Below are 15,731 nucleotides of genomic sequence, written 5' to 3'. Positions count from 1 at the left end.
CCGGGGCCCACGCGCGTCTTCGGAGATGACCCGCACACGGCGGGCGGGCGCGGCAGAATCGGTGTCGTGAACGGCGTCCTCGTGCTCCTCGTCATCATCGCGGCCATTGCCGTGACGAGTTTCGCGAAGCGCCGCGACCTCCAGGCGCCGCTGGTGCTCGTCACCATCGGGTCGGTGGCGTCGTTCATCCCCGGGATGCCGCGGCTCGAACTGGACCCGGACGCGATCCTCGGTGTGGTGCTGCCGCCGCTGCTGTACTCCGCGGCGCTCAAGTTCTCGGTGGCCACGTTCCGGCGCCACCTCGCACCGATTCTCCGGCTGGGGATCTTCACCGTCCTGGCGACCGCCATCGGGGTGGCCTTCTTCGCCAACTGGCTGGTCCCCGAATTCACCCTCGGCGCCGCGCTGGTCCTCGGCGCCGTCGTCGCGCCGACGGACGCGGTCAGTGCCGTCGCGGTCGGCCGCAGGCTCGGCCTGCCGAACCGGGTGATCGCAATCCTCACCGGCGAGGGACTCGTCAACGACGCCACCGCGCTGACCCTGTTCACCGTCGCCGTCTCCGCCGTCGTCGGGGCGAAGATCCCGGTCCATCCCGTCGTGTTCTTCGGCTACGAGGTGGTCGGCGGGGTCCTGATAGGGCTGGTGCTCGCGAAGATCGTCGAGTGGGTGCGCCACCGCATGTACGACTCCCCGCTGGAAACGGTGCTGGGGCTGATGCTCCCGTTCGCCGCGTACCTCGCCGCCGAGGAGGTGCACGCCTCCGGTGTGCTGTCGGTGGTCGCCGCGGGGTTCCTGATGGGGCACAAGGCCACCGACGCCTCCGTGGCCACCCGCATCCAGGAACGGTCGCTGTGGGAGAGCGTCGATCTCCTGCTCGAGATGTTCGTGTTCGCCTACATGGGACTGCAACTGAAGTTCGTCATCGACGACGTCCGCGACCAGGGCCTACCGGTGCACCACGTCTTCTTCTACGGCTTCGCAGTCCTCGCCGTGGTCATGGCGATACGGCCGGCGTGGATCCTGCTGCACTGGCTCCGCCGACGAGTCGGGCTGGCGATCGAGGCGCCCGGCGGCTCGGTGGAACTCGGGTGGCGGGAAAGCCTCGTCGTGTCCTGGGCGGGGATGCGCGGGGTCGTCACGCTCGCCGCCGCGTCCGGTGTGCCCGTGGTGATCGCGAGCGGACAGCCGTTTCCGGGACGCGAGGTGATCCAGGCGATCGCGTTCGTCGTGGCCGTCGGCACTCTACTGATCCAAGGTGCCACCATGCCGCTGCTGATCCGGAAACTCGATCTGGCGGATCCCGGCGAACGCGAGCGCGAGGAGGAACAGGTGAAACTGGCCCGCGCGATCTCCCGCGACGCAGGCGAACGGGCGCTCGTCGACTTCACCGAACACCCGCCGGAGGGAATCGACCGAGCCGACCTGACCGACATCCTCGAACGGGTGCGGCGGTCGATGCGGGCCAGGCTCCAGGCCGAGGAGGCGGAGGACGCCGCGGAGAAGCAGCGGGCCGGCGCACTGTTCGACCACTACCGTCGCGCCGCCCTGCGCGCGCAGCGCGAGGCGATCATCGCCGCCCGCGACGCGGGAACGCTCGACGACGAGGTGATGCGTAGCGTGTTGGAAGGCCTCGATGTGGAGGAGGCAGCAGCCGAGGAGCGGGTGCGGAGACGTCGCGAATGAGGTGCGAGGTGGGTGTGCGTCCGGTGCGAACCGCCGTGGTCGCCCTTACCGCTGTCGTGGCGCTGACCGCCTGCACCACGGACGAGGCGTCCCCGAGCCCGTCTCCCACAACTTCGGTGGCCGCGGATTCCGGTCCTGCCGGCTCTTCGGCACCGACCGGCGATCAGCGTGGCGCGCTCACCAGCCAGGAGCCGGTGCCCGATATCGATCCGGCGATCACCGCCCTCGGCGCCACCGCCACCCGGGTCGTCTACCGGTCGACGTCCGGTGTCGACGGCAGCGGCTCGGAGGTCGTGGGCACGGTGTTCACTCCGGCCGGCCCCGCACCGGACGGCGGCAGGCCCGTCGTCACGGTCGGGCACGGCACCACGGGCGTCACCGACGAGTGCGCCCCCTCGTCGTCACCGACCCTGCTGGGCACGACGAACCTCGTCCGCCCGCTGCTGCAGCGGGGCTACGTCGTGACCGTCACCGACTACCAGGGACTCGGCACCGACGGCCCGCATCCCTACCTCGAACCCGACACCGCCGCCTACGACCTGATCGACGCGGTCCGGGCCGCGCGCAACGTGGTGCCGGAGGCGTCGACGCGCTGGGCGGCGATCGGGGTCTCGCAGGGCGGTCAGGCGTCGTGGTCCGCGGCCGAGCACGCCGACGACTACGGCGACGGGCTCGCGTTCCTCGGCTCGGCGAACCTGTCACCCGCGGCCGATCTGTCGGGGATCGTCGCCGACGGGACCGTCGAACCACTGTCGTTGCCGCAGAAGATGTTCCTCCCGTACCTCCTCGAGGGACTGAAGGTGGTGCACCCCGAGCTGAATCCGGACGACTACATGCGCGGCGCGCTCGCCGGCACTCCCGACGTCACGCTGTCGTGCGTCGCCGCGAAACTTCCCGAGAAGTGGACGGTGGCAACCCAGCTCACCCCCGCCGACACGGGTCCGCGGACGGAGGCCGACGCCGAGCGCATGCGAGGGTGGCTCGAGGACATCGCCCTACCGAAGAACGGGGCGGGCGGGCCGATGCTCGTCGTGGTGGGGGAGCGGGACAACCTCATTCTGCCGCAATGGACTTCGCAGGCCGTCGACCGCGCGTGCGCACTCGGCGACATCGTCGAGTTCGACTCCCGGCCCGGGGAAGGGCACGCCGACGGGCGCTCCGTCCCCGGCGCGGTGCAGTGGATCGCCGACCGCTTCGCCGACGTGCCCGCCCCCGACACGTGTCCCGAGGGAGGAACACCGTGAAGAAAGCCGACCTCGAACGGCTGCGGACGCTGTGCCTCGCCCTGCCCGAGGCGACGGAACGGGTCAGTCACGGCGAACCGGCGTGGTTCGTCCGCAAGGCGCCGCAGTTCGCGTCACTCGCCGACCGCCACCACGACGACCGGGTGGCGTTCTGGGCGGCGGCTCCGCCGGGCGCGCAGCAGGATTGGGTGCAGCGTGACCCCGGCAGGTTCTTCGTCCCGCCGTACGTCGGGGGACGCGGGTGGATCGGCGTCTATCTCGACATCCCGCAGGACTGGGACGACGTCGCCGACATCGTCGAGGACGCCTACCGCGCCGTCGCCCCGAAAACCCTGATCGCCCGACTGGACGCCGGCGAATGACGGGAACCGTCGTCGCCGTCGTCGCGTTGCTCGTCCTCATTCCCGTCGTCGCGTTCACCGCCGTGTGGCTGCGCGCCCGGCGCGAGCTGACGACACCCACCGAACGGGCCGTTCACACGACCCTCCACACGGCGTCGCTGGCGGCGCGGCCGTTGCGGCGGGGGCTGGACGAGACGTCGGCGGAGGAGGCCGCGCCGCACCTTCGCCAGCTGACCGGCGCGCAGGCGCTGGGTGTCTTCGACGCCGGCGGTGACCTCCTCGCGTGGAGCGGACCGCACGAGGCCATGACCGAACAACTGCACGACGCGGCCGCCCGCGCCGTCGACGGGGAGCGTCGGGTGCTCGTCGCGTACGGCGGTCTCGTCCGGGGCGCGGGTGACAACGCGGTGCGAGGGTTGATCGCCCAGCCCCTGCTCATCGAGGCCATCGGCGTGGTCGGGGTCCTCGGCATCGTCACCACGGAAGACCCCGGCCCGGGCATGCTCGGCGCCGTCACGGAAGTCGCCCGGTACGCGTGCAGCCAGATCGAACTCGCCGACCTCGACGCGTCCCGCGCCCGACTCGACCGCGCCGAGGTCCGGGCGCTGCGCGCACAGATCAGCCCCCATTTCATCTACAACGCGCTGAACACGGTGGCGTCGTTCGTCCGCACCGACCCCGATCGCGCCCGGGAGCTGATCCTCGAGTTCGCCGACTTCACGCGGTACTCGTTCCGTTCGGCGGGGGAATTCACCCTGCTCGCCGACGAACTGCGCAACATCGACCGGTACCTCACCCTCGAGCGCGCCCGGTTCGGCGACGCCCTCGCCGTGAAATTGCAGGTGGCGCCGGAGGTGCTGAACGTGGTGCTGCCGTTCCTCGCGCTGCAACCGCTGGTCGAGAACGCGGTGCGGCACGGAATCGCCGCCAAACCGGACGGCGGCACCGTCAGCATCGTCGCCGCCGACGAGGGCACCGACTGCGTGATCAGCGTCGAGGACGACGGCGTCGGCATGGATCCAGAACTGCTGCGGTCGGGGTCGCTGGACTCGGTGGCCGAGACGTCGGGGGTGAAGGAGGCGGCGCACGTCGGGCTCGCCAACGTCGACGACCGCCTGCGCGCCGCGTTCGGCGACGACTACGGACTCGTGGTGGAGACCGCCCCCGGTGCGGGCACCAAGGTGAGCATGCGCGTCCCGAAGTTCCGGCGGGGGATCTCGACATGAACAGGGAGGGTCCGTGCGACGATTGCTGTCGTTGTGAACCACACTGACGACAAGTCTCCGGACGCACCCCTCACCGTGCTGGCCGTCGACGACGAGAAACCCGCCCTCGACGAGCTGGCGTTCCTGCTGCGCGCCCAGGACGCGGTCGGGGACATCCGGACCGCGGGAGATGCCACCACGGCGCTGCGCATCCTCCGCGACGGGGAGATCGACGCCGTCTTCCTCGACATCAACATGCCCGGACTCGACGGGCTCGAGCTGGCCGGGATCCTCGCGAATTTCGCGTCCCCACCGCAGGTGGTGTTCGTGACCGCCCACGACGACCGGGCCGTCGCCGCATTCGACCTCGGAGCCGTCGACTATCTCCTCAAACCCCTGCGCGAGGAGCGGCTGGCGGAATCCGTGCGCCGCATCGTCGAGGGGCGCCGCAGGCGGGTCGACGCGGGACCGGCCGCCCCCACCGACGAGGTGATCCCGGTCGAACTCGGCGGCATCACCACACTCGTGCACCGGTCCTCCGTCGAGTGGGTCGAAGCGGACGGCGACTACGCCCGCCTGCACACCGCGGACGGCTCCCACCTCGTCCGCATCCCCATCTCGGCGCTCGAGACGCGCTGGGCGGACGCCGGGTTCCTGCGGGTCCACCGCTCGTACCTCGTCGCGTTGCCGCGGGTCACCGGAATCCGGACCGTCGGCAACGGTCTCGTCGTGTGCCTCCGCGCGCACGGCGACCACCCGCCCGTCGAACTGCCGGTCAGCCGCAGGCACACCCGGATGCTCAAGGACCGGCTGGTCCGGGCGCCGAAGCAAACCTGGACCGCGCGATGAGTTCGCCCGAGCGGGTGCGGGTCGTCCTCGCCCAGCGCCGCGGTGCGCGGATCGTCCGCACCCGCGTCGAGGTGCAGGAACAGACCGCGGTCGGGGACGCGATGATCCGGGGGCTCGTGCGCACCCAGCTCGTGCTGGCCATCCGGCTCGCGCTCCTCGCGGCGTGCCTGCTCTGCGCGGTGCCGCTCGTGATGTTCCTGTTCCCGGCATTGTCGGACGTGGCGGTGCTGGGGATCCGGCTGCCGTGGGTGGTGCTCGGGGCGCTCGTGTACCCGGTGCTCCTGACCACCGGCTGGATCTACGTGCGGCAGGCCGAGCGCAACGAACAGGAATTCGCCGACCTGGTGGACGACTGAGCATCCCGTGACCACCGACCAACCCATTCCCTGGCTGACCCTGGCCGGGCTCGCCGCCGCCGCGATCGCGACGGTGGCCATCGGCATCTACGGAGTGCGGTTGGCGCGCACCACCTCCGACTTCCTCGTCGCGTCCCGCAGCGTCGGACCGCGGTGGAACGCCGCCGCCATCTCCGGCGAGTACCTCTCGGCCGCATCCTTTCTCGGCGTCGCCGGCCTGATCGCGAAATACGGTGCGGACGCCCTCTGGTACCCGATCGGGTTCACGGCCGGCTACCTCGGGCTGCTGCTGTTCGTCGCCGCACCGCTGCGACGCTCCGGCGCGTACACGGTGCCCGACTTCGCCGAGTTCCGGCTCGGCTCCCGCCGGCTCCGCACCCTGGCGATGCTCGTCGTCGCCGCCGTCTGCGCGCTGTACCTCGTCCCGCAACTCCAGGGCGCAGGACTGACCCTGAACATCCTGCTCGGCGTGCCGACCTGGGTCGGGGCCGTCGTCGTCGGGCTCATCGTCATCGCCAACGTGGTGGGCGGCGGCATGCGGTCCATCACGTTCGTCCAGGCCTTCCAGTACTGGCTGAAACTCACCGCGGTCGCGATCCCGGCACTCGTGCTGTCGGTGTACTTCTTCGGCGACCACCACGAACTGGGCGCCGCCGCACCGCCCACCGTGAGCGAGCAGACCACCGTCGACATCACCACCGACGTCGTCGTGCAGGTGTCCGAACCGGTGACGGTCGGCGGGTCGGGGACGATCGACGGAGTCCCGGCCACCGGGGAGGTTCGCCTCGAGCCGGGCGAGCACCACCTCGGCGAGGGCACGTCGATGACCCTCGAGGCGGGCGCACCGGTTCCCGTGGTCGCGGGCGCTCCCGCCGACAACTCCGACTGGATCGCCCCCGGCTGGGGATTCGGCGGCGACCACCCGATGTACCAGGTGTACTCGCTGATCCTCGCCACGTTCCTCGGCACGCTCGGGCTGCCGCACGTGCTCGTCCGGTTCTACACCAACCCCGACGGGCGGGCCGCGCGGCTGACGTCGCTGGCCGTGGTCGGGCTGCTCGGAGTGTTCTACCTGTTCCCGACGCTGCTCGGGGTGTTCGCGCGGCTGTACGTGCCGCAGCTGCTCATCACCGGCACGTCCGACGCCGCGGTCCTGCTGCTGCCCGGCTCCGTGATCTCAGGGTGGGCCGGGCAACTCCTCGCCGCACTGGTGGCCGCCGGGGCCATCGCGGCGTTCCTGTCCACGTCGTCCGGTCTGCTCGTCAGCATCGCCGGGGTGCTCAGCACCGACGTCCTGCGCGGACGGATCCGGGACTTCCGCATCGCCGCAGTCCTGGCCGGGGCGGTGCCGCTGGTGCTGTCGCTGGCGGTGACGTCGCTGGACCTGTCGCGCACGGTGGGGCTGGTGTTCGCGGTCGCGGCGTCGACCCTCTGCCCGCTGCTCGTGCTCGGCATCTGGTGGCGTGGTCTGACCGCCGCCGGGGCTGGTGCCGGGATGGTCGCAGGCGGGCTCGTCGCCGGCTGTGCCGCCGGGATCTCGGTGCTCGGCGGCTTCACCGTCGACGTCTGGAACGGCTGGCCCGCGGCGATGGTCGCGTATCCGGCCGCCGTCAGCGTTCCGCTGGCCTTCGTCACGATGGTGCTGGTCAGCAAGGTGACGAAGCGTCAGATTCCCGCCGACCTCAGCCGGATCTTCACCCGCATGCACGCCCCCGAGCGCCTCGAGGTGGGCTCCGACCGCGAGAGGGAGCTCCGCTCCCCGTGAGCCTTTTTGGTAGCTCCCGCAACCAGAAAGGCGCACGGGTGGCGGAGCCGCTTGTCGCGGTCGGGTGACCGTTCGGCGCACAGTCCGGCAGCTCGCCGTGTGACAGACACCACAACCTATTTCTGTGACTCAACTCTCACTAACGTCGGTAACCAGTTCACTTCACACGACCAAGGAGTCTGCAGTGACCACAGCCGATCTCAGTGAGGGCGCACCGCAGAAGCGGAGCGCTCCTGATGCGCAAGCCTTCGTAGACATGCAGGCGAGCCCCGAGTTCCAGGAGTTGCGACACCGCCTGCGTAGTTTCGTCTTCCCGATGACGGCGTTCTTCCTCGCCTGGTATGCGGCGTACGTCCTGCTGGCCACGTACGCGCCCGAGTTCATGGCCACCAAGGTGATCGGCAACATCAACCTCGGCATCATCCTCGGTCTCGGCCAGTTCGTGACCACGTTCGTGATCACCGCGCTGTACGTCAAGTTCGCCAACCGGGAACTCGACCCGCGCTCCGCCGCGATCCGCGACGAGCTGGAAGGACCCCTCAAGTGATCACCACGCTCGCAGTCGGCACCGACGTCGGCAACCCGCTCCTCAACATCGCCATCTTCGTGGCGTTCGTCGTGATCACGATGACCATCGTGATCCGGGCGAGCCGCACCACCAAGAAGGCCTCGGACTTCTACACCGGCGGCGGTCAGTTCTCCGGACCGCAGAACGGTTTCGCCATCGCCGGCGACTACCTGTCGGCCGCCTCGTTCCTCGGCATCGCCGGCGCCATCGCCGTGTACGGCTACGACGGCTTCCTGTACTCGGTCGGCTTCCTCGTCGCCTGGCTGGTGGCCCTGCTGCTCGTCGCGGAACTGCTCCGCAACACCGGCCGGTTCACGATGGCGGACGTGCTGAGCTTCCGCCTCAAGCAGCGTCCCGTGCGGATGGCCGCGGCGCTGTCCACACTGGTGGTCTCGTTGTTCTACCTGCTCGCGCAGATGGCAGGAGCCGGCGGACTCGTCGCCCTGCTGCTGAACATCGACGGCAAGGTCGGTCAGGGCGTCGTCGTCGCGGTCGTGGGTGTGCTGATGATCGTGTACGTGCTCGTCGGCGGCATGAAGGGCACCACCTACGTGCAGATGGTCAAGGCGGTGCTGTTGGTCGCCGGAGCCGGCATCATGTTCTTCCTCGTGCTGTTCGCGGTGCGCGGCAACTTCTCCCAGCTGCTCGCCGACGCCCAGGCGACGGTCAGCACTTCCACGAACGAGGCCATCGCGGGCCGCGACATCCTCGCTCCCGGCGCCAAGTACGGCATCAGCTCGATGAGCAAGCTCGACTTCATCTCGCTCGGCATCGCCCTCGTCCTCGGCACCGCAGGCCTGCCGCACGTGCTGATGCGGTTCTACACCGTCCCCACCGCCAAGGAAGCCCGCCGCTCCGTCACCTGGGCGATCGGACTGATCGGCGCGTTCTACCTGTTCACGCTCGTCCTCGGCTACGGTGCCGCCAAGATGGTCGGCCCCGACGTCATCCTCGCAGCACCCGGCAAGGAGAACGCGGCGGCACCGCTGCTCGCGTTCGAACTGGGCGGCACCATCTTCCTGGCGATCATCTCCGCGGTCGCGTTCGCAACGATCCTCGCGGTCGTGGCGGGGCTGGCGATCACGGCGTCCGCGTCGTTCGCCCACGACATCTACGCCAGCGTCATCAAGCGCGGACACGCGTCGGAAGAGTCCCAGGTGCGGGTTTCCCGGATCACGGTCGTCGTGATCGGTCTCGTGTCGATCGTCCTCGGCATCATGGCCATGGGCCAGAACATCGCGTTCCTGGTGGCGCTCGCCTTCGCGGTGGCTGCCTCGGCCAACCTGCCGACGCTGCTGTACTCGCTGTTCTGGAAGAAGTTCAACACCACCGGCGCCCTGTTCAGCATCTACGGCGGCCTGGTCAGCTGCCTCCTGCTGATCGCGTTCTCCCCGGCCGTGTCCGGCAAGCCGTCGTCGATGTTCCCGACCGCCGACTTCGACTACTTCCCGCTCGCCAACCCGGGCATCGTCTCCATCCCGCTGGCGTTCGTTCTCGGCATCGTCGGCACCTACATCGGCCGCGGCAAGGCGGAGGATCCCGCCAAGCAGGCCGAGATGGAGGTCCGCTCTCTCACCGGTGTCGGTGTGGAGAAGGCCGTCTCCCACTAATGCCTTCGGCCTGTGAGTACTTATTAACCGCCCGCGGTTAATAAGTACTCACAGGCCGTTAGGCTGCACCAATGGCGAAACTCACGGTCAAGACCGATGTTCCCCTCAGCCCCCAGGACACCTGGGACAAGGCCTCGAATCTGCAGGACTTCGACAAGTGGTTCGTGGTCCACGACGGCTGGCGCGGCGAACTTCCCGAGACCCTCACGGCCGGAACCGAGATCAGTTCCGTCGTGACGGTCAAGGGACTCCGCAACCGCGTGAAGTGGACGATCAAGGAGTACGACGCCCCGAACCGCATCGTTCTCAAGGGTGACGGCAAGGGCGGCGTGAAGCTCGGAATGGTGCTCGACGTCAAGGCGAAGGGCGACGCCTCCGAGGTGGCGTTCACCATCGAACTCGGTGGCGCACCGCTGTTCGGGCCCATCGGCTCGGGTGTCGCGAAGGCGCTGAAGGGCGACATCGAGAAGTCCCTGAAGACGTTCGTCGAGCTGTACGCCTGATCAGTCGAGGACGTGCGCGCCGCCGGTGTCGGTGATCCACTCGGCGGCAAGGGCGTCCAGCGTCCCGTCGGCGTAGAGCGAATCGACGGCCGCCGAGACGCACGCGGTGAGCGGGCTGTTCTTCTCCAGCACGAGGCCGAAGAATTCGGTGACGGCGTTGGGGCGCGGGAACTGTCCGACGAGGACACTGTCCTTCACCTCGTTGGCGGTGATCTGAAATCCGGTCGGGATGTCCACCACCAGTGCGTCGATGTCGCCCGCGGCCAGGGCGGCCTTGGCGTCGTCGGTGGTGGAGAAACTGACCGGCGCCTGGCGGGGCTGCACGGTCTGGGTGATGGCGTCGAAACTCGTGGACCCCACCTGCGCCCCGAGACGGAACGGCGCGAGGTCGGCGAGCGATTTGGCTCTCGCGGCGGGAGAGTTCTTCAGCGCCAGCACCGACTGCGTGACGGCGTAGTAGGGCGAACTGAAATCGACCGTCTCGCGCCGGGTGTCGACGATCGTGAACTGGTCGATGGCGAAGTCGAAGTTCTTCTCGCCGGGCGCCAGCGCGTCGTTGAACCCGACTGTCTCGAATTGCACCTGGTCCGGACCGTATCCCAGCTTCTCGACCACTTCCCGGGCGACGGCGCCCTCGTAGCCCTTGCCGTTGGACGGGTCACCGTCGACGAACCACGGCTGGTACGACGGACTGTCGGTGGCGATGGTGACGACGCCGTCCCGCGCGGTGACGCCGCTGCCGGGGGCGCAGTCGCCGACCGCGCGGGTGGACGGAAGTTTGGTGAACGCTTCGGGAATCGTCGAGGCTTCGGCCTGGGCGTCGACCTCCGACGTGGTGTCGGTGGAGCAGGATCCGGCGAGCAATGTCAGTGCAGCGGATATGGCGGCGACGGCTGTCTTGGGACCTCGGTGCACCCCGCCATCTTGCCTGGCGGGTAGCGATCCGGCCAGCGAAGCGGCCGCGCGGCGCACAATATGTATGTATTGGCGGAGGGAGGCGCGCGTGGCCACTGCGGGAACCCGGCAACTGACGGTCGACGGACATCGCCTGTCCCTGACCAATCTCGGCAAGGTCCTCTACCCGGAATCGGAAACGACGAAGGGCGAGGTCATCGACTATTACACGCGGATCGCGCCCGCCATGCTCCCGCACGTCGTCGACCGCCCCGCCACCCGTAAACGCTGGCCCAACGGGGTGGACAGCGAGCCGTTCTTCGAGAAGAACCTCGCGGCCTCCGCACCGGCGTGGTTGGAGCGCCGTGCGATCGAGCACTCGGATCGGTCCGTGCACTATCCGCTCCTGAACTCGGTCGCGGCCCTGGCGTGGGCGGGGCAGCAGGCCGCACTCGAACTGCACGTGCCGCAGTGGCGGTTCGACGGACCACATCGGGGTCCCGCCACCCGGATCGTCTTCGACCTCGACCCCGGCCCCGGTGTGGGCCTGGCCGAATGCGCGGAGGTGGCACGGGCCGTGCGCGACCTGGTCGCGAACCTCGGCTGGACCGCGTACCCGGTCACCAGCGGCAGTAAGGGTATTCACCTGTACGTGCCGCTCGACCGGAAGCTGGACGGTTCGGGGGCGTCGACCGTAGCGAAGCAGGTGGCGACGGGACTGGAGAAGCTGCGGCCCGAACTCGTCACCGCCACCATGGCCAAGGCGGTGCGCGCGGGAAAGGTCTTCGTCGACTGGAGCCAGAACAATCCATCCAAGACCACCATCGCGCCGTATTCGCTGCGGGGGCGCGCCCAGCCATATGTGGCGGCGCCGCGGAGCTGGGACGAACTCGACGACCCCGACCTACGACAGTTGCGGTTCGAGGAAGTGCTCGAACGGTGGGAGTCGGACGGCGACCTGCTCGCCGGACTCGATCCGCCGATCGAGGACGACGCCACCCTCGCCGAGTACCGCCGCAAGCGTGATCCCGGACGGACACCCGAGCCGATGCCGGACACGGTGCAGCCGGGGGAGGGCAACAGCTTCGTCATCCAGGAACACCACGCCCGGCGTCTGCATTACGACCTGCGGCTCGAACGCGACGGGGTGCTGGTGTCGTGGGCGGTGCCGAAGAACGTGCCGACGACGACGGGGGAGAACCGGCTCGCCGTGCACACCGAGGATCACCCGCTCGAATATCTCACGTTCTCCGGGACCATCCCGAAGGGCGAGTACGGCGGCGGTGAGATGACCATCTGGGACACGGGAACCTATGACACCGAGAAGTGGCGGGACGACGAGGTGATCGTCCAGTTGCACGGCGAGCAGGTGGAGGGCCGGTTCGCGCTGATCCGCACGAAGGGCGACCAGTGGCTGATGCATCTGATGAAGGATCAGATACGGGGTGGGTCGCACACGTCCGAATTGCCGCGCGGACTGTCGCCGATGCTCGCGAGCCCCGGTACCCTCGACGGACTGGACGCCGACGAGTGGGCGTTCGAAGGGAAGTGGGACGGGATCAGGGTGATCGCCGAGATCGGTGGCGGCGAGCTGAAGCTGACGAGCCGGGCGGGCAACGACAAGACCCGCGACTACGCCCGATTGGGTTGGCTGGCAGACGCTCTCGGCGACCACGAGGTGGTCCTCGACGGTGAAGTGGTCGCGTTCGACGAGCGGGGTGTCGCGAACTTCGGCCTCCTGCAGCAGGGTAACGAGCCACACTTCCTTGCGTTCGACGTGCTGTATCTCGACGGAGTGTCGTTGTTACGCAAGAAGTACACCGACCGGCGCCGCGTCCTCGAAGCCCTGGCCGCCAAGGTGGACGACCTGGTCGTGCCGCCGCAACTGCACGGGTCCGCGCAGGACGCTCTGGACGAGAGCCGCGGCAAGGGCTGGGAAGGTGTCGTGGCCAAACGCCGCGAGTCCGTGTACTTGCCGGGCAAGCGGGGGTCGAGCTGGATCAAGGTGAAGAACTGGCGCACACAGGAAGCGGTGATCGGCGGGTGGCGCCGGGGTCAGGGCGGGCGGTCCACGGGAATCGGGTCGGTACTGCTCGGCGTCCCCGAGGACGGTGGGCTGCGCTACATCGGGCGCGTCGGAACCGGCTTCACCGAACGGGATCTGCAGGAACTCGCGTCCACCCTGGGGCCGCTCGAAACCGACACCAGCCCGTTCGTCGAAGACCTGCCCACCGCCGACCGCAAGGGGGCCGTGTGGGTCACCCCGACACTGGTGGCGGAGGTGCGGTTCATGGATTGGACCGGCTCGAAGAGACTGCGGCACCCCAGCTGGCGTGGGCTCAGGGACGACAAGGCACCCGAGGACGTCGAAGTGGAGGTCTCGTGATGACCGGTATCCGATTCCAATCGACCCCGGAGAACGAGATCCCCGTCTCCGTGCCGGTCGACACCGTGCTGGCCCGCACCGAGTCGCTCGTGCTGTGGCTGACCGACGTTCACGTGTACAGCTGTGGTGTCGAGTTCACGATCCAGGCACGCAGGCCCGAGTCCACGGTGCTGCTCGACATGTTCGGATTCGGCAAACCCGGGTCGGCGAAGAGCAGCGGACCGTTTCTGTTCGGAATCGAGTACGCGGACGGCAGTGTGTTCACGAACCTTCCCGGTGCCCGCATGACCGACGGCCTGCATGGCGGGGCAGGGCGCGGCGGACCGCTCACCGCGGACAAGACGTATTTTCTCCAGCCGCTCCCGCCGCCGAAACGCTGGTCGATGATCACGGCGTGGCCCTACTTCGGGGTTCCGGAATCTCGGACCGACCTCGATGCCGCCGTTTTCGCCGATGCCGCGGAGCGGGTCGAGACACTGTGGCCGGAACCGGTCCACGCGCTCGTCGAGGCACCGGACGACCGACAGCAGCCGCCGGAGCTCGAGCTACCGCCAGGGGGCTGGTTCGAATGGGCCGGCCGACGCGGTGTCGAATGACCCGGGCGGTTCCTGTGTCGGGGTGTGCAGCGCCGGCGGGGTGAAGACCGGCAGGGGCGTGGACGTCGTGTCCTCGTCCTGGTGCTGCTCGGTGACACTCACCTCGGCGGTCGGTGATGCCGTGCCGCTGGCGACGGCGATTCCGGCGGCTCCGACGACCGAGAGGACGAAGGCTGCGCCCCCGCCGATCGCGATGCGGGTCTTGGTGTGGGACATAGTGTGGATTTCCTCCGGTGATCAGGGGCCGACGACGGTTCCGCCGTCGACGGGGCCGACGCCGCCGGGTGACTGCGGGGCCGCGGGCGGGGCAGGCTTCGGGCCGCCGCCGACGGGGAACGGATTGGTTTCGGGTTCGAGAACGCCCGGCTCGACCTGGCCCGGTCCTTCGAACGGACCCTTCGGCGGGTGAACGGGGTCGACGACGACGGGCGGATCGACGACGACGGGCGGGTCCACCACGACGGGCGGCTGGGCGACGGGCGGCTGCGCAACCGGCGGCTGGGCGATGGGCTGCTGGACAATCGGCGGCTGGGCGATCGGTGCTCGGACGATGGGCGGTGCCGCCACGACGGGCGGAACGACACCCGGTCCCGGCGCCACCGTTTCGGTGTCGGCCGAATAGCCGGGCGCCGAGTACCCGGGATTCACCGAGTAGCCGGGGTCTGCGACGACGATCCGACTCGGGGCCGGCGCGATCGCCGGAGCCGGCTGCTGCTGCGAGACGGCCCCCTCCGAACTCGGGGTCGGAGCCCCGTCGGTATGTCCACCGGCAAGAACGATCACTGCGGCTCCTGCGAGGGAGAACGTGAGGGCGGCGGTTGCGCCGATCGCGATGCGAGTTGCGGTGTGGACGATGGGGTGCCTCCGGTGGTTTGGGGTGTCTAGCTGGGCTGATAGACCAAGCTTGCGCCGGGCGCGAGCGATTCGACAGGCACCCCAGGGTGCGCATCTCCCACCCCGCGGCGGAACCGCGGGCAAACCTGCACAGAATCTTCACAAGCTCTGACGGGGATCCGCACGTGCGCCCAATACAGTCGGGGAATGAGCCAGCGAAGAGTGCTCGTCGTCGACGACGAGGCGACGATCTGCGAGGCGGTCGCGGCGCGGTTGCGAGCGGAAGGCTTCGACGTCGTGACGGCGTCGGACGGTCCCTCCGCCGTTGCGGAGTGCGCGGCCTCGTCGCCCGACGTGCTGGTACTGGACGTGATGCTGCCGGGATTCGACGGCCTCGAGGTGTGCCGGCGCGTCCAGGCGTCGCGGCCGGTGCCGGTGCTGATGCTCACCGCGCGCGCCGACGAAACGGACATGCTGATCGGTCTCGGCGTGGGTGCCGACGACTACCTGAGCAAGCCGTTCAGCATGCGGGTGCTGGTGGCGCGGGTGCACGCACTGCTGCGGCGGGCCGATCGTGCCCAGGAACCCGTGCCGGCCGAGCGGGACGGACTGTCCGTCGGCGACCTCGAGGTGGACCTCGTGGAGCGTCGCGTCCGGCGCGGCGCCGACGAAATTCATCTGACACGAACCGAATTCGACCTGCTGGCCTACTTCGCCTCCCGGCCGCGCGCGGCGATCGCACGGGAGTCGCTCCTCGCGGAGGTGTGGGGGTGGGGTGACGGGGCGGGTAGCCGGACCGTCGACAGTCACGTCAAGGCGCTGCGCCGAAAACTCGGCGGCGACCTGATCCGCACCGTGCACGGCGTCGGCTACGCACTGGACGTGCAGCGGTGAGCG

The 15,731-nt window shown here is 69.2% G+C and carries 16 protein-coding genes; 13 read left to right on the top strand and 3 right to left on the bottom strand.

The features are described from left to right. Positions 1–66: 66 nt before the first annotated feature. The 10 genes from ACNJ7E_RS04915 to ACNJ7E_RS04870 all read left to right on the top strand — a co-directional run bounded on the left by ACNJ7E_RS04915 (position 67) and on the right by ACNJ7E_RS04870 (position 10,124). Positions 67–1,683: a Na+/H+ antiporter gene (locus tag ACNJ7E_RS04915; RefSeq protein WP_418339464.1), complete on the top strand. Its 1,617-nt coding sequence runs from the start codon at positions 67–69 to the stop codon at positions 1,681–1,683. Next, positions 1,680–2,927, top strand: coding sequence for a lipase family protein (locus ACNJ7E_RS04910; protein WP_280778557.1), 1,248 nt, complete (start codon positions 1,680–1,682; stop codon positions 2,925–2,927). Before ACNJ7E_RS04915 ends, ACNJ7E_RS04910 begins: the two co-directional genes overlap by 4 nt. Next, positions 2,924–3,289, top strand: a complete 366-nt coding sequence (locus ACNJ7E_RS04905) for an MmcQ/YjbR family DNA-binding protein (protein WP_280778556.1) — start codon at positions 2,924–2,926, stop codon at positions 3,287–3,289. The genes ACNJ7E_RS04910 and ACNJ7E_RS04905 overlap by 4 nt, the downstream gene beginning before the upstream one ends. Beyond that, positions 3,286–4,494: a sensor histidine kinase gene (locus tag ACNJ7E_RS04900; protein ID WP_280778555.1), complete on the top strand. Its 1,209-nt coding sequence runs from the start codon at positions 3,286–3,288 to the stop codon at positions 4,492–4,494. The genes ACNJ7E_RS04905 and ACNJ7E_RS04900 overlap by 4 nt, the downstream gene beginning before the upstream one ends. A 33-nt stretch (positions 4,495–4,527) precedes the next feature. Next, on the top strand, positions 4,528–5,322 hold the full coding sequence (locus tag ACNJ7E_RS04895) for a LytR/AlgR family response regulator transcription factor (RefSeq protein ID WP_005244000.1): 795 nt from the start codon (positions 4,528–4,530) through the stop codon (positions 5,320–5,322). Continuing rightward, entirely contained in the window at positions 5,319–5,678 is a 360-nt protein-coding gene (locus ACNJ7E_RS04890) for a hypothetical protein (RefSeq protein ID WP_011597296.1), read from the top strand. Before ACNJ7E_RS04895 ends, ACNJ7E_RS04890 begins: the two co-directional genes overlap by 4 nt. Positions 5,679–5,685: 7 nt before the next feature. Continuing rightward, positions 5,686–7,443: a sodium/solute symporter gene (locus ACNJ7E_RS04885; protein WP_280778552.1), complete on the top strand. Its 1,758-nt coding sequence runs from the start codon at positions 5,686–5,688 to the stop codon at positions 7,441–7,443. Between the two features lie 184 nt (positions 7,444–7,627). Then, the gene (locus ACNJ7E_RS04880) at positions 7,628–7,990 is read left to right on the top strand and encodes a DUF485 domain-containing protein (RefSeq protein WP_105414256.1); all 363 of its coding nucleotides are present in this window, start codon (positions 7,628–7,630) and stop codon (positions 7,988–7,990) included. Beyond that, complete coding sequence (locus ACNJ7E_RS04875) at positions 7,987–9,621, top strand: solute symporter family protein (RefSeq protein ID WP_280778551.1); 1,635 nt, start codon at positions 7,987–7,989, stop codon at positions 9,619–9,621. The genes ACNJ7E_RS04880 and ACNJ7E_RS04875 overlap by 4 nt, the downstream gene beginning before the upstream one ends. 71 nt (positions 9,622–9,692) lie before the next feature. Beyond that, positions 9,693–10,124, top strand: coding sequence for a type II toxin-antitoxin system Rv0910 family toxin (locus ACNJ7E_RS04870; RefSeq protein WP_009478084.1), 432 nt, complete (start codon positions 9,693–9,695; stop codon positions 10,122–10,124). On the opposite strand, the gene ACNJ7E_RS04865 is transcribed toward ACNJ7E_RS04870, so the two are convergent. Continuing rightward, on the bottom strand, positions 10,125–11,039 hold the full coding sequence (locus ACNJ7E_RS04865; protein ID WP_418339293.1) for an ABC transporter substrate-binding protein: 915 nt from the start codon (positions 11,037–11,039) through the stop codon (positions 10,125–10,127). 88 nt (positions 11,040–11,127) lie between these two features. Between ACNJ7E_RS04865 and ACNJ7E_RS04860 the strand changes: the two genes are divergently transcribed. Together ACNJ7E_RS04860 and ACNJ7E_RS04855 are read left to right on the top strand one after the other, a co-directional pair. Next, the gene (locus ACNJ7E_RS04860; RefSeq protein WP_489686820.1) at positions 11,128–13,404 is read left to right on the top strand and encodes an ATP-dependent DNA ligase; all 2,277 of its coding nucleotides are present in this window, start codon (positions 11,128–11,130) and stop codon (positions 13,402–13,404) included. Continuing rightward, entirely contained in the window at positions 13,404–14,000 is a 597-nt protein-coding gene (locus ACNJ7E_RS04855) for a hypothetical protein (RefSeq protein WP_280778548.1), read from the top strand. The genes ACNJ7E_RS04860 and ACNJ7E_RS04855 overlap by 1 nt, the downstream gene beginning before the upstream one ends. Here ACNJ7E_RS04855 and ACNJ7E_RS04850 read toward each other — a convergent pair. Together ACNJ7E_RS04850 and ACNJ7E_RS04845 are read right to left on the bottom strand one after the other, a co-directional pair. After that, a complete protein-coding gene (locus tag ACNJ7E_RS04850; RefSeq protein ID WP_280778547.1) occupies positions 13,950–14,216 on the bottom strand; it encodes a hypothetical protein in 267 nt (88 codons plus the stop codon). The two genes, ACNJ7E_RS04855 and ACNJ7E_RS04850, sit on opposite strands and share 51 nt — an antisense overlap. Positions 14,217–14,237: 21 nt before the next feature. Continuing rightward, positions 14,238–14,783 (bottom strand): hypothetical protein, encoded by a 546-nt coding sequence (locus ACNJ7E_RS04845; protein ID WP_283330784.1) that lies wholly within the window; start codon positions 14,781–14,783, stop codon positions 14,238–14,240. A gap of 258 nt (positions 14,784–15,041) precedes the next feature. On the opposite strand from ACNJ7E_RS04845, the gene ACNJ7E_RS04840 reads away from it, so the two are divergent. Further along, positions 15,042–15,728, top strand: a complete 687-nt coding sequence (locus tag ACNJ7E_RS04840) for a response regulator transcription factor (protein WP_280778545.1) — start codon at positions 15,042–15,044, stop codon at positions 15,726–15,728. Positions 15,729–15,731: the final 3 nt, after the last annotated feature.

The organism is Rhodococcus mengyinensis (assembly GCF_048381435.1).
Taxonomy (GTDB): Bacteria; Actinomycetota; Actinomycetes; order Mycobacteriales; family Mycobacteriaceae; genus Rhodococcus_F; species Rhodococcus_F opacus_D.
Note: the sequence above shows the minus strand (reverse complement) of the source record. Positions and strands in the feature narration are given on the sequence as shown.

Excerpts from the sequence above, each read along its gene's own strand:
- ACNJ7E_RS04910 (WP_280778557.1), top strand. The coding sequence starts at position 1,680 with ATGAGGTGCGAGGTGGGTGTGCGTCCGGTGCGAACCGCCGTGGTCGCC.
- ACNJ7E_RS04900 (WP_280778555.1), top strand. The coding sequence starts at position 3,286 with ATGACGGGAACCGTCGTCGCCGTCGTCGCGTTGCTCGTCCTCATTCCC.
- ACNJ7E_RS04890 (WP_011597296.1), top strand. The coding sequence starts at position 5,319 with ATGAGTTCGCCCGAGCGGGTGCGGGTCGTCCTCGCCCAGCGCCGCGGT.
- ACNJ7E_RS04870 (WP_009478084.1), top strand. The coding sequence starts at position 9,693 with ATGGCGAAACTCACGGTCAAGACCGATGTTCCCCTCAGCCCCCAGGAC.
- ACNJ7E_RS04855 (WP_280778548.1), top strand. The coding sequence starts at position 13,404 with ATGACCGGTATCCGATTCCAATCGACCCCGGAGAACGAGATCCCCGTC.
- ACNJ7E_RS04850 (WP_280778547.1), bottom strand. The coding sequence starts at position 14,216 with ATGTCCCACACCAAGACCCGCATCGCGATCGGCGGGGGCGCAGCCTTC.
- ACNJ7E_RS04840 (WP_280778545.1), top strand. The coding sequence starts at position 15,042 with ATGAGCCAGCGAAGAGTGCTCGTCGTCGACGACGAGGCGACGATCTGC.